Consider the following 12062-nt stretch of genomic DNA (forward strand, 5'->3'; position numbering starts at 1 on the left):
CGGATAGCCAGTCCCTTGGCCTTCGACTTCGCTCAGGCTGAACGGATGACGGAATATTGTCGGCGCTAGGCCACGCGCGGCAGGCAGGACGGGCCGTTCGACCCCGACGCCTTGTAGGTCAGGACGAATTCCTGATGCCCCAGCGCCTCGGACTTGGTCTGCGCGCCGCCCGACACCGCGACGATCAGGTCGACGATCTCCGCGCCCACCGCGTCCAGCGTCGCCTCGCCATAGAGGATACGCCCGGCGTTCACGTCCATGTCGCCCTCCATCCGGGCATACATTTCCGGATTGGCCGCGACCTTGATCACCGGCGAGATGGCGGAGCCGACCACCGAGCCGCGCCCCGTCACGAACAGGTTGATATGCGCCCCGCACGCGATCAACTCGCCGATCTCGGCATTGTCGACGATGTTGGGAAAGCCAAATTTCGGATCGCCCGGCGGCACCACGTCGAGCAGATAGAGGCCCGGTCCCGGCGCCTGTTCGGCGGGCAGGATCACGCCCGAAATCGGCCGGCTGCCCGACTTGGCATAGGCGCCCGCCGACTTCTCTTCCTGGCTCGACAGGCCGCCTTCGGCATTGCCCGGCGCGAAGCTGCCATAGCCCATCGCGCGGTAATAGCGCTCCGCCTGCGCGACCGAGGCGATCAGGTCCTGCGCGACCGCCGGCGTCGCGGCCCGCTCGGCCATATGGCCTTCGCACCCGATCATCTCGCCGGTTTCCTCGAAGATGCAGACCGCGCCGGCATCGACCAGCGTGTCGAAGGCGCGGCCCACCGCCGGGTTGCCAGTGATGCCGCTCGTCCCGTCCGACCCGCCGCAGATGGTGCCGATCACCAGTTCGGACAGACGCATCGGCGCGCGCACGGCTTGCGCATCGGCCGCCGCGCGCACCCGCGCGACGGCGGCGATCCCCGCCTCCATCGCGCCGCGCGTGCCGCCCGATTGCTGGATCACGATCGTCTCCACGGGGCGCCCCTGTTCGCGCGCATTGGCGGCCAGCGCCTCGCGGTTGAAGCTTTCGCACCCCAGCGACAGCAGGACGACGCCGCCGACATTGGGATGCGTGGTCAGCGCCTTCATCATCGCCAGCGCATAGTCATTGGGGTAGCAGCCGGGAAAGCCGATCAGCTGCACGCGCGGGTCGTCCATCCGGTCGACGATCCGCCGCGCGACATGATGCGCGCACTCGACGAGATAGACGACGACGATCGCGTCGCGAATGCCCTTGCGCCCGTCGGGCCGCGCCCAGGCCTGCCAGGTCCGCTCGGCCATGTCGCCCGTCATGCGTGATCTCCATGCGCGTCGCGCAGATGCGCGGGGATATAGTCGCTTTGCATATTGTGCATGTGGACCCAGCCACCGGCGGGCGCATCCTGCGTCATCGACCCGATCGGCATGCCATATTTGATGACCTTGTCACCGGTCCCCAAGGGCATGACCGCCAGCTTGTGCCCCAGCGCCACACGCTCGGTGATGGCGAGTTCGTAACCATCGACGGTGATCCGCTCGCCCGGCTCGACCGTGCGGCAACAGACCGCGACATTATCCCGCGGGGTCAACCGGATCGCCGCGACGCTCATCATGATACTCCTGGCAAGGGCGCATCGGGGCGGACCAGCCCCGCATGCCGCAATTCATTCCAAAAATCCTGTGGGATCGGCGCGTGATAGAGCCGGATCGTGTCCGCCACCTGTTCCGGATTGGCGAGGCCGGGGATGACGCTCGCCACCTGCGGATGCGCCAGCACGAAGGCGAGCGCCGCCGCCGCCAGCGACACGCCATGCCGCGCCGCCACCGCCTCCAGCGCGCGGACCCGGTCCAGCACGCCCTGCGGCGCAGGGGCATAGTTATAGCGGGGAATGGCCGCCGCCGCGCTGCCGGTCGCCAATATGCCGCTGTTATAGGGACCACCGACGATCAATGCCGTGCCCGCCGCCGCACAGGCCGGGAAAAACCGGTCGAGCGGCGCCTGTTCCAGCAAGGTATAGCGCCCGGCGAGCAGGATGACGTCGAACCGCGCCTCCTCCATCAGCTCCAGACAGACATCGACCTCGTTGACGCCCAGCCCGAAGCCCCGGATCGCGCCCTCATCACGCAACCGCTCCAGCGCCTTCAGCCCGCCGCCCTCGACAAGCTGCGCGCGATACTGCGCATCCGCCGCGCCATGCGTGACCCGGCCGATGTCGTGGACGAACAACAGATCGACCCGCGCCAGCCCCAGCCGTTGCAGGCTATGCTCATGGCTGCGCAGGATACCGTCATGGCTATAGTCATAAGCCATGCGGAACGGCATGGCGGTGTGGAAGCCGTCACGCTCGCGGTCGTCGGTGATGGTCGCATCGGGCGCCATCAGCCGCCCGACCTTGGTCGAAACGATGACGTCGTCCACCCCGCGCAGGCCGTCGCCGACCCGGCGTTCGCTCAGGCCCCGGCCATAATGCGGCGCGGTGTCGACATAGCGAAGCCCCGCCGCCAGCGCGGCCTCGAGCGTCGCCGCCGCCTGCGCATCGTCGATCGCGGCATAGAGATTGCCCAGCGCCGCCGCCCCGAACCCCAGTTCGGGCAGCGCAAAGCCGGACGAACCCACCGGGCGACGTGGAATGGCGCTCACAGGTCCAGCCCCAATCGATAGATGCGATTGGCGTTGCGCCCCCACAAGTCGCGCCGCTCGTCGTCGGAAAAGCCGGTCAGCAGCGTCTCATAGGCGCCAAGTGTCCGGTCCAGCTCGGCCGCCAGCCGGTCGGTGGGAAAATTGGTCGCGACCATGACCCGGTCGGTGCCGAAGCGCTCGATCACCTCGGCCACGACATCGCCGAATATCGCCGGGTCGAAGCGCGGAGCGATGAACCCCGCCCCCGACAGCTTGATTGCGGCCTGCGGCATGGCGGCAAAGGCGATCAGACCGGCGCGCCATTCCTCCCAACCGTCCGCCGGAATCGGCAGCGCGAGATGGTTGAGGATGACCGGCACCTCGGGATGCCGCACCGCCACCTCGGCCAGTCCCGCCAGTTGCGGCGGAAAGCCATGAAAATCATAGCTCAGGCCATAGCGGCCCAGCAACGCATAACCGGCCTGCCAGCGCGGGTCGCGGGTCGGGTCATGGGGATAAGCGCGGCGCGATGCATCGCGCGGGTGCCAGTTGATCAGATGGCGGACGCCCTTCACTCGCACATGCGCCGCCTGCCACGCCAGCCGCGGCTCGACCGCCGGATGGTCCAGCTCGACACGCGCGACGATGCCGCTGGGCAGTCCGTCCGCATCGGCGACGCGGTTCAGCCAGACGGTCTCGTCCGCCCCCTGCGCCGGGTCCGCGCCCGCATCGACATGCACCGCGCCGACGAGGTTCCACGCCGCCAGCTCGGCCCGATAATCGGCAACGCGATAGGTCCCCGCGATCGCCGCGTTCTCCGGCGCATCGAGCCACGGATAGCGCAGCACGTCGCGGTCCCACAGATGGACATGCGCATCGACGAAGGGCGGCCGCTTGGCGCTCACGCCATCGTCCAGCCGCCATCGATGACGTGCATCTGCCCGGTGGTATAGGCGCTCTCGTCCGAGGCGAGGTAGAGCGCCAGCGCGGCGATCTCCTCCGCACGGCCCAGCCGGCCCATGGGCTGGCGCGCGACGAAGGCGGCGCGTGCCGCCTCGGCGTCGCCAGTGGCGGCCAGCCGCTCGTCCAGGCTGGGCGACTGGACGGTGCCCGGGCAGATCGCGTTGCAGCGTATGCCCTTGCCCACATAATCCAGCGCGACCGAGCGGGTGATGCCCGCCACCGCGCCCTTGGACGCGCAATAGGCATAGCGATTGCCGACGCCGATCACCGCGCCCGCGACCGAAGCCATGTTGACGACCGCCCCGCCGCCCTTCGCGATCATCGCGGGCAGGAACGCCTGCAGCATATGGGTGATGGCATGGACGTTCAGGTCGAAGGACAGGCGATAGCCATGATCCTGCGTCGCCAGCAGGTCGCCCGCATCGACATAACCGGCGCAATTGAACAGCACATCGACCGCGCCGACCCTCTCCCCGAACGCGGCGATCGCGGCGGGGTCGAGCAGGTCGAGCACTTCGGTTTCGCACGTCGTCAGCGTCGCCAGCGCCTCGGCATTGCGGTCGACCGCGATCACCTTCGCGCCCTCGGCGGCAAATAGCTCGGCGGCAGCGCGGCCGATGCCCTGGCCCGCGCCCGTCACGATCGCCCGTTTCGCCTGTAACCGACCCATATCAATTCGTCTCCATTCGGCGGCCCGCCCACCAGGCGAAGGCCGCGACAACCGCAAAGCTCACGACCGGGACCAGCATCGCATTGGTGATCCCGGCCAGGTCCGACACCAGCCCCATCAGCGCGGTCAGACCGGCGCCACCGATGATCGCCATCACGATCAGCGAGGCCCCCGCCCGGCGCAGCGGCCCCAGCCCCTCGATCCCCAGCGCAAAGATCGTCGGGAACTGGATCGACATGAAGAAACTCGCCGCCACCAGCGCGATGAGGCCCAGCCAACCGCCCGCCAGCGCGGCGACCGCGATCAGCGCGATCGACACGCCGGCGAAGATCAGCAGCAGTCGGACGGGCGCGAGCCGCGCCATCAGCGCGCTGCCGAGGAACCGCCCGGCGGCGAACAGCGCCAGCGACAGCAGCAGCGCATCGGCTCCGCCGCGCTCGTTCAGCCCGACATTGGCCTGGGCATAGCGGATCGTGTAGCTCCATACGCCGACCTGCGCGCCGACATAGAAGAATTGCGCCACCACCGCCGCGATCAGGCGGGGGCGGCGGAAGACGTCGAGGAACCGGCCTTCGCGTCCGTCCTCATCGGTCGTCGCCGCATTGGCGGGAAAGACGACCAGTGCGGCGGCCAGCGCGAACAGCAGCACGACGATGGCGATCACGACATAGGGCGGCGCGATCGCCTGCACCTCGGCGCGGTAGAAGGCATTGCGCGCGGCCGCGTCCATCGTCGCCAGCGCGGCCTCGTCATGTTCGATGCCCGACAGGATGAAATAGCGTCCGACCAGAATGCCGGTCAGCGCGCCGAGCGGATTGGCCGCCTGCGCCCAGTTCAGCCGCCGCGTCGCGCCCGCCGGATCGCCAAGCTCGCCCATCAGCGGATTGGCCGATGTCTCCAGAAAGGCCAGCCCCGCCGCGATCACGAACAGGCCGAGCAGGAACAGCTGATAGACCCCGGCCGACGCCGCCGGATAGAAGAGCAGCGCGCCGGTGCCATAGAGCAGCAGCCCCAGCACGATCGCCGCCTTATAGCCATAACGCCGCATCACGACCGAGGCGGGCACCGCGAGCAGGAAATAGCCGAGATAGAAGACCTGCTGGACGAAGCTGGTCTCGAAATCGCTGAGCGTGAAGGCCTTGCGAAACTGCGCGATCAGGATGTCGTTCAGGTTGTTGGCCATGCCCCACAGGAAGAACAGGCTGACCGTGATGACGAGCGCGGGGAGATAGCGGCGGGGAACGCCGATGGCCCCGGCGGCGGGAGCCCCGGCGCTGGCACGGCCGAGCGGCATGTCGGCGTGCATGGCCATCAGGACCTTCCTCCGCCACGGTCGAACGCAGTCCCTGCCGCCATGAGACGCTCCTTCTCCATGAAAACTATCTTTTATGAGCGTGAGGATAAGGGGAGGTGTCGCAAATTGGCAAGCGCTATCGGATGAATTGGTCCTGTCCGTCGTCGACCGCCCGATGCGGGCATTCTACATGGTGGATGGCGGTCGGTTGCCGCTGTCCGTCTAGATACAGGGTCAGGTCGGCATAAGCGGGCATGGTCCGCCAGATATGGCGGGTCAACCGCTCATAATGCTGGACGAAACGGGCCAGTTGCGCCGCATCCATGCCGCGCCCCGCCAAGCCGGCCTCCTGCTCGGTCCGCCAGCGCAACACGGTCGGCCAGTCGGGTGGCACCAGCAGCGCCAGAATGTCGATCGATGCGAACAGCGCGGGATAGTCGCGTGCCAGCGCGGCATGGACATGGGCGCGCCAGAGGCCATCGGCATCCTCCTCGGCTTCTAGCCGGTTGACCGGCGCGACCAGTTCGGCCGGGTCCTGCGGCACCGCGCCGACGCACCAGCCCTCGAAGATCAGCAATTCGCAATCCGCCGGCGCGCAGGGCCATTCTTCGGCCGGCATGCGGTCGTCACACGCCTTGTCGAAGCGCGGCAACGGAACGGGCTTTCCGGCGCACAAGGCCCCGATCGTCGCGATCCCCAGCGCCACGTCATGCGTCCCCGGCACGCCGCGCGTTGCCAGCAACGGATGGACGCGCCGGCCGAGTTCCTGTCGATCGGCATGGGTGCGGTAGAGATCGTCGAGCGACAGCACCGCGCTACGTGGAAAACGCCGCGCCAGCCGGGCGGCGATGGTCGACTTGCCGCTCCCTTGCGCGCCGCACAGACCCAGCACCAACGGCCTTACCCCATCGCGGCGCGCCAGCCGCCGGGCGACCAGTGCCGCGATGGCGTCGTCAGGCGACACGATCCCCCGGCGCTTCCCTGCGGAAAAAGGCGTCGAGATTGGCGACCGCGCGCATCCCCATCGCCGTCCTCGCCTCGATCGTGGCGCTGCCCAGATGCGGCAGCAGCACCGCGCGCGGATGCGCCAGCAGGCCGGGATGCACGACCGGTTCGTGCTCATAGACGTCCAGCCCGACGCCCGCGATCCGCCCCTCGGCCAGCGCTTCGGCCAGCGCGGCCTCGTCGATCACCGATCCGCGTGCGGTGTTCACCACGATCGCATGGCGCGGCATCACCGACAGCAGCGCCGCATCGAGCAGATGCCGGGTCGCCTCGCCGCCGGGCAGATGGAGCGACAGCACATCGCTTTCCGCCGCCAGCGCCTGAAGCGACGTGGCGCGCTCTGCCCCGAGTGCCGCCTCCACCTCGGGGGCGGCGCGCGAACGGCTGGCATAGCGGATGCGCATGCCCAGCCCACGCGCCTTGGCGGCGGTCGCCTGACCGATCCGGCCGAAGCCGACCAGCCCCAAGGTCCGCCCCGCCAGTCCCTGTCCGATCAGATGCGAGGGTCGCCAGCCGGTCCAGCGCCCGTCGCGCAACTCCCGCTCGCCTTCGCCCGCGCGGCGGCTGGCCATCAGCATCAGCAGGATGGCGATCTCGGCCGTCGCCTCGGTCAGCACATCGGGGGTATTGGTGACCACCACCCCCGCCGCGCGCGCTGCGTCGAGATCGATATGATCGACGCCCGCGCCATAATTGGCGATGATCCGGACGCGGCGATCGGGCCGACCAAGCAGTGCCGCGTCGATCCGGTCGGTGATGGTGGGCAAAAGCGCATCATACCGCGCGATCGCCGCCGCCAGTTGCGCGGGTGTCGGCGGCTGGTCCCCGGCGTTCAGCGTCACGTCCCAATGCGCGCGCAGGTGCCGCTCCACCGCCTCGGGCAGGCGGCGCGTGACGTAGAGCGAGGGCCGGTCGGTCATGATCGTCGCTCCCGGCCCCACCCCATCATCAGGCCGCCGCGACGAAGCGCTGCTGCTGCTCGCCCAGCTTGTCGATGCCCAGCCGCACCGTCTGGCCGGCGCGCAGGAAGACCGGCGGCTTATAGCCCATGCCCACGCCCTTGGGCGTGCCGGTGGTGATGATGTCGCCCGGCTCCAGCGTGCAAAACTGGCTGACATAGGACACGATCTCGGCGACCGTGAAGATCATGTCGGAGGTGTTGCCGTCCTGATGCCGATGGCCGTCCACTTCCAGCCACAGGCGCAGGTCCTGCGGATCGCCCACCTCGTCGGCGGTGACCAGCCAGGGGCCGGTCGGACCGAAGGTGTCGCAGCCCTTGCCCTTGTCCCAAGTGCCGCCACGCTCCAGCTGATAGGCGCGCTCGCTGACGTCGTGGACGACGCAATAGCCGGCGACATGGGCCAGCGCGTCGGCCTGTTCGACATAACGCGCGCGGGTGCCGATCACGACGCCCAGCTCGACCTCCCAATCGGTCTTTTCCGAGCCCCGCGGAATCTCGACATCGTCATTGGGGCCGACGATCGCGCTCGACCATTTGCCGAAGACGACGGGTTCGGCCGGGATCGGCAGATTGCTCTCGGCGGCATGGTCGCGGTAGTTCAGGCCGATACAGACGAACTTGCCCGGCCGGGGGATGCACGAACCCAGACGCGGCTCGCCCTCGACGACCGGCAGGCTGGCGGGATCGAGCGCGGCGATCTCGGCCAGGCCCTCGGGCGACAGCCGCGCGCCGGTCAGGTCACCCAGCGCCTCGGGCAGCGCACGGATTCGGCCATCGGCATCGAGAAGCCCTGCGCGTTCCTGTCCCGGTTGACCATAACGAAGCAGCTTCATCGATTCGGACTCCTCGGATCGCGGGCGCCGGTCGCGCCCCGTTACCCGTCCTCCTTATCGGGGCAGCTGCCACGCTGTCACTTGCAAATATGATCGCGCACTTTCTCATGCATGGCCGCGCGCAGACTCGCCGAGCAGCGAGAAGAAGCGCCGGGCGACCTGGCAATGCGCGACGTCCCATTCGGGATGCCATTGCACCGCCAGCACATCGGCGCCGCAGCCCGGCGCCCGAAACCCTTCGATCAGCCCGTCCTCGCTGTCGCGCGCCTCGACCACCAGGCCATAGCCGAGCCGGTCGATCCCCTGCTGATGCACCGAGTTCACCTCGACCCGGCGATACCCGCCCTGCCCCGCCAGCCGGCCACCGGGGGTGAGGTCGACCGGGTGATGATGGCCGAACAGCGACTCGTAATCCTCGTCCCACGACCCGCGATGATGGCGCGGCAGGCCCCCCAGGCAGGTTAGCGAGCCGCCGAACAGCACGTTGATCTCCTGCATCCCCCGGCAGATGCCATAGACCGGCTTGCCACGCTCGATCATCTTGCCGCCCAGCGACAGCGCGACGGCATCGCGCTCGGGGTCGCTGACGCACGGCGCTGCGGCATCGGTGTCGCCATATTGCGCCGGGGCGACATGCGAGCGGCCGCCGGTCAGCAACAGCCCGTCGAGCATGTCGGCCATGCTGGCGGGATCGACTGCCTCGCGCACGGCGGGCACGATCACGACATTGGCGCCGCACAGTTTGACCAGCGGTTCGATGAAACGCGTCGCCACCGCCTGGATCGGGCGGCCGGCGACCTCATTGCCGCACATCAGACCGATGACGGGCTTGCGCACAGGGGTCATGCGGTCATCTCCAGTTCCTGGCGCAGCGCCCGCGCATCGGCACGGGGGAGCGCCCGAGCCTCGGGCTGCACCAGGACGCTGTCGGGCTCGACATCGGCCAGCAGCCAGACATTGCCGCCGATCACCGACCGCGCGCCGATCGTCACCCGGCCGAGAATGGTCGCGCCGGCATAGATGATGACATCGTCCTCGACGATCGGGTGCCGCGCGAACCGGTCGTGCGGCGACCGGGGCGCGGTGCCCAGCGCCGATCGCGCGCCCAGCGTCACATGCTGATAGACACGCACCCGCTCGCCGATGATCGCGGTCTCGCCGATGACGACGCCGGTGCCATGATCGACGAAGAAATGCCGGCCGATCGTCGCGCCCGGATGGATGTCGATCCCGGTGCGCTCATTGGCGAGTTCGGACATGATCCGCGCGACGATGGGGGCGCCCAGCGCGTTCAGTTCATGCGCGATGCGGTGATGCAGGCTGGCGACCGCACCGGGATAGCAGAGCAGGATCTCGTCGACGCTCTGCGCCGCCGGATCGGCCAGGAAGGCGGCCTCGACATCGCTGTCGACCAGATCGCGGATGCGCGGCAGCGTCGCGCCGAACAGCCGGGCGATCAGCGCGGCCTGCTCAGGCGGAAAGGTCGCATCCGCATCCTTCTGCCAATAGGCCAGCTCCGCGCCGATTTCCCGTTCCAGCGCGGTCAGCCCGGCGAGCAGCTTGGCCGCGACGAAGCGATCCTCCTCGGCCGCGCTCCCACGGAAATGGCCCAGCCGGCGGGGATAGAGCGCGGCGGCGATCAGCGCGACGACATCCTCGACGCCCGAGCGAGACGGAAAGCGTTCGACATCGCGCCCCGCATCCTGCCGCGCGCGCCACGACTGGCGCGCGACGCGCAGCGCAGAGACGATACCGTCGATCCCCGCCGACCCGGTGGCGGGGCTGTGCTGGTCTGCGATGAACGGCCTGCTCGACATCATGATCCTCCGAGCCTCATCATATCCCATCGTCGCCATAGGATATAACAGATTTGCTACGTCCCGATAAAGCGCCTCCATTGCTTAACCCATGGTTGCGCACGCCGCCGGGCACGGGCAAGGACCATCCGCCACCATGGTTCGGCCCAGCGGGAGGGAGACCGCGGGGTCGATCGTCGCCGTCCTTTCCCGGAGCCTTCCGACGATGCCCACCCCGCGCCAGACCACGCTGACCCGGTTCCTGATCGAGCAGCAGCGCCGATCCGAAGAGACCTGCCCCCCCGAACTCCGCCTGCTGATCGAAACCGTCGCGCGCGCGTGCAAGGCGGTGAACCAGGCGATCTCCAAGGGCGCGCTGGGCGATGTGCTGGGCTCGCTGGGCAGCGAGAATGTGCAGGGCGAGGTCCAGAAGAAGCTGGACGTGATCGCCAATGACCTGCTGCTCGACGCCAATGAATGGGGCGGGCATCTGGCGGCGATGGCGTCGGAGGAGATGGAGACGATCCACCGCATCCCCAACCGCTTCCCACGCGGCGAATATCTGCTGCTGTTCGATCCCATCGACGGGTCGAGCAATGTCGATGTCGACCTGTCGGTCGGCACCATCTTCTCGGTCCTGCGCGCGCCCGAGGATTGCGCGGGCCGCGAAGTGACCGAGGCCGATTTCCTGCAACCGGGCCGCGCGCAGGTGGCGGCGGGCTATGCCATTTACGGGCCGCAGACGCTGCTGGTCCTGACGGTCGGCGACGGCGTCTATGAATTCACGCTCGACCGCGAGATCGGATCGTGGCGGCTGACCGACGGGCCGATGCGGATACCGTCGGGCAATCGCGAATTCGCGATCAACATGGCGCGCCGCCGCCAATGGTCGCCCGGTATCGCCCGCTATATCGAGGAGCGCATCCTCGGCACCGAGGGGCCGCTGGGCGAGGATTACAACATGCGCTGGACCGCCTCGATGGTGGCGGACATCCACCGCATCCTGAAGCGCGGCGGCGTGTTCCTCTATCCGGGCGACCATCGCGAGACGGGCAAGGCCAAGTTGCGCCTGCTCTATGAGGCCAATCCGATGAGCTTCCTGATCGAACAGGCGGGCGGCGCATCGATCGACGGCGCGGAACCGATCATGGACGTGGCCCCCATCGGCCTGCACCAGCGCGTCGGCGTGGTGCTGGGCGATGCCGAGGAGGTGGCGCTGGTCGCGGAATATGGACGGACTGGTTAAGGGCTGAACGACGCTAACGCCGTCCATATTCCTCCCCTGTAAGGGGAGGTGGCAGGCCGAAGGCCTGACGGACGGGTGTGGCCGCTGGCAAGGTAAGACCTTCCTCTCAACCGGTGACACCCCTCCACCATGCTGCGCATGGTCCCCCTCCCCTTGCAGGGGAGGAATGAAATTCGTTTTTAACAAGCGCTCTCATGAAGCTTTTCAAGACACGCTCTCCATTCGGCAATTACCCGCCCCCGTTCAGCCTGAGCGAAGTCGAAGGCCAAGGGACGCCCCAAGCCGTTGCACAGCCACCCATCCTTCGACCTATATTCGAACCGCTGGCATCAAGATCTTGCGGCTTTCGTAAAATCAGCGGAACGCATCGCCATTCGCGCCAAAATCATATCGCTTTCTCGCGACGTTTTTGAAAAGCCATTCGCATATCATGCTTGTCTATCGACTCCTGAAAACAAGACCCATTGGCGCGAACTTTCGAAAATTGCCGGTTTATCCGCGATACCTGGTGATCGAACCGGTGACGCGGTAGCGGGTGTTGGCGTTGCCGCACGTCTCAAAAATCATCCCGCGCTGGCGTTTGGCGCAGCGCTTCTCAATCAATTTTCCGGACAATCTAAAGATTATTACAGCTTCTATGCGGGGAGAATATTGAATGAACTTGCGCTCCGAGGGATTCCCGCATCGTCGGTCAAATAA

The 12062-nt window shown here is 67.7% G+C and carries 13 protein-coding genes; 2 read left to right on the forward strand and 11 right to left on the reverse strand.

Features of this window, described 5'->3' with window-relative positions:
* Nucleotides 1-65 precede the first annotated feature (65 nt).
* The 11 genes from GGR48_RS06615 to epsC form a co-directional block, all read right to left on the reverse strand.
* Complete coding sequence (locus GGR48_RS06615) at nucleotides 66-1289, reverse strand: UxaA family hydrolase (protein ID WP_206362486.1); 1224 nt, start codon at nucleotides 1287-1289, stop codon at nucleotides 66-68.
* Nucleotides 1286-1585, reverse strand: a complete 300-nt coding sequence (locus GGR48_RS06620) for a UxaA family hydrolase (protein ID WP_244954851.1) — start codon at nucleotides 1583-1585, stop codon at nucleotides 1286-1288. The genes GGR48_RS06615 and GGR48_RS06620 overlap by 4 nt, the downstream gene beginning before the upstream one ends.
* Nucleotides 1585-2616, reverse strand: a complete 1032-nt coding sequence (locus GGR48_RS06625; RefSeq protein ID WP_183951098.1) for an aldo/keto reductase — start codon at nucleotides 2614-2616, stop codon at nucleotides 1585-1587. The genes GGR48_RS06620 and GGR48_RS06625 overlap by 1 nt, the downstream gene beginning before the upstream one ends.
* Entirely contained in the window at nucleotides 2613-3500 is an 888-nt protein-coding gene (locus GGR48_RS06630; RefSeq protein WP_183951099.1) for an amidohydrolase family protein, read from the reverse strand. Before GGR48_RS06630 ends, GGR48_RS06625 begins: the two co-directional genes overlap by 4 nt.
* Nucleotides 3497-4228, reverse strand: a complete 732-nt coding sequence (locus GGR48_RS06635) for an SDR family oxidoreductase (RefSeq protein WP_183951100.1) — start codon at nucleotides 4226-4228, stop codon at nucleotides 3497-3499. Before GGR48_RS06635 ends, GGR48_RS06630 begins: the two co-directional genes overlap by 4 nt.
* 1 nt (nucleotide 4229) lies before the next feature.
* Complete coding sequence (gene fucP / locus GGR48_RS06640) at nucleotides 4230-5534, reverse strand: L-fucose:H+ symporter permease (RefSeq protein WP_183951180.1); 1305 nt, start codon at nucleotides 5532-5534, stop codon at nucleotides 4230-4232.
* Nucleotides 5535-5658: 124 nt separating this feature from the next.
* Nucleotides 5659-6486 carry an AAA family ATPase gene (locus tag GGR48_RS06645; RefSeq protein WP_183951101.1) on the reverse strand — a complete coding sequence of 276 codons (828 nt, stop codon included), beginning with the start codon at nucleotides 6484-6486 and terminating at the stop codon, nucleotides 5659-5661.
* Complete coding sequence (locus GGR48_RS06650) at nucleotides 6476-7447, reverse strand: 2-hydroxyacid dehydrogenase (RefSeq protein WP_183951102.1); 972 nt, start codon at nucleotides 7445-7447, stop codon at nucleotides 6476-6478. Before GGR48_RS06650 ends, GGR48_RS06645 begins: the two co-directional genes overlap by 11 nt.
* 28 nt (nucleotides 7448-7475) lie before the next feature.
* Nucleotides 7476-8321 carry a fumarylacetoacetate hydrolase family protein gene (locus GGR48_RS06655; protein ID WP_183951103.1) on the reverse strand — a complete coding sequence of 282 codons (846 nt, stop codon included), beginning with the start codon at nucleotides 8319-8321 and terminating at the stop codon, nucleotides 7476-7478.
* A gap of 105 nt (nucleotides 8322-8426) precedes the next feature.
* Nucleotides 8427-9167, reverse strand: coding sequence for a gamma-glutamyl-gamma-aminobutyrate hydrolase family protein (locus GGR48_RS06660; protein ID WP_183951104.1), 741 nt, complete (start codon nucleotides 9165-9167; stop codon nucleotides 8427-8429).
* Nucleotides 9164-10138, reverse strand: a complete 975-nt coding sequence (gene epsC / locus GGR48_RS06665) for a serine O-acetyltransferase EpsC (protein WP_183951105.1) — start codon at nucleotides 10136-10138, stop codon at nucleotides 9164-9166. The genes GGR48_RS06660 and epsC overlap by 4 nt, the downstream gene beginning before the upstream one ends.
* Nucleotides 10139-10343: 205 nt before the next feature.
* On the opposite strand from epsC, the gene GGR48_RS06670 reads away from it, so the two are divergent.
* Both GGR48_RS06670 and GGR48_RS06675 read left to right on the forward strand, forming a co-directional pair.
* Nucleotides 10344-11363, forward strand: a complete 1020-nt coding sequence (locus GGR48_RS06670; RefSeq protein WP_183951106.1) for a class 1 fructose-bisphosphatase — start codon at nucleotides 10344-10346, stop codon at nucleotides 11361-11363.
* 285 nt (nucleotides 11364-11648) lie between these two features.
* Nucleotides 11649-12062: a hypothetical protein gene (locus tag GGR48_RS06675; protein WP_183951107.1), complete on the forward strand. Its 414-nt coding sequence runs from the start codon at nucleotides 11649-11651 to the stop codon at nucleotides 12060-12062.

It is taken from the genome of Sphingomonas pseudosanguinis (assembly GCF_014196255.1).
GTDB lineage: Bacteria > Pseudomonadota > Alphaproteobacteria > Sphingomonadales > Sphingomonadaceae > Sphingomonas > Sphingomonas pseudosanguinis.

Coding starts and splice junctions, on each gene's coding strand:
- GGR48_RS06615 (WP_206362486.1), bottom strand. CDS start 1,289: ATGACGGGCGACATGGCCGAGCGGACCTGGCAGGCCTGGGCGCGGCCC.
- GGR48_RS06620 (WP_244954851.1), bottom strand. CDS start 1,585: ATGAGCGTCGCGGCGATCCGGTTGACCCCGCGGGATAATGTCGCGGTC.
- GGR48_RS06635 (WP_183951100.1), bottom strand. CDS start 4,228: ATGGGTCGGTTACAGGCGAAACGGGCGATCGTGACGGGCGCGGGCCAG.
- fucP (WP_183951180.1), bottom strand. CDS start 5,534: ATGCACGCCGACATGCCGCTCGGCCGTGCCAGCGCCGGGGCTCCCGCC.
- GGR48_RS06650 (WP_183951102.1), bottom strand. CDS start 7,447: ATGACCGACCGGCCCTCGCTCTACGTCACGCGCCGCCTGCCCGAGGCG.
- GGR48_RS06655 (WP_183951103.1), bottom strand. CDS start 8,321: ATGAAGCTGCTTCGTTATGGTCAACCGGGACAGGAACGCGCAGGGCTT.
- GGR48_RS06660 (WP_183951104.1), bottom strand. CDS start 9,167: ATGACCCCTGTGCGCAAGCCCGTCATCGGTCTGATGTGCGGCAATGAG.
- epsC (WP_183951105.1), bottom strand. CDS start 10,138: ATGTCGAGCAGGCCGTTCATCGCAGACCAGCACAGCCCCGCCACCGGG.
- GGR48_RS06670 (WP_183951106.1), top strand. CDS start 10,344: ATGCCCACCCCGCGCCAGACCACGCTGACCCGGTTCCTGATCGAGCAG.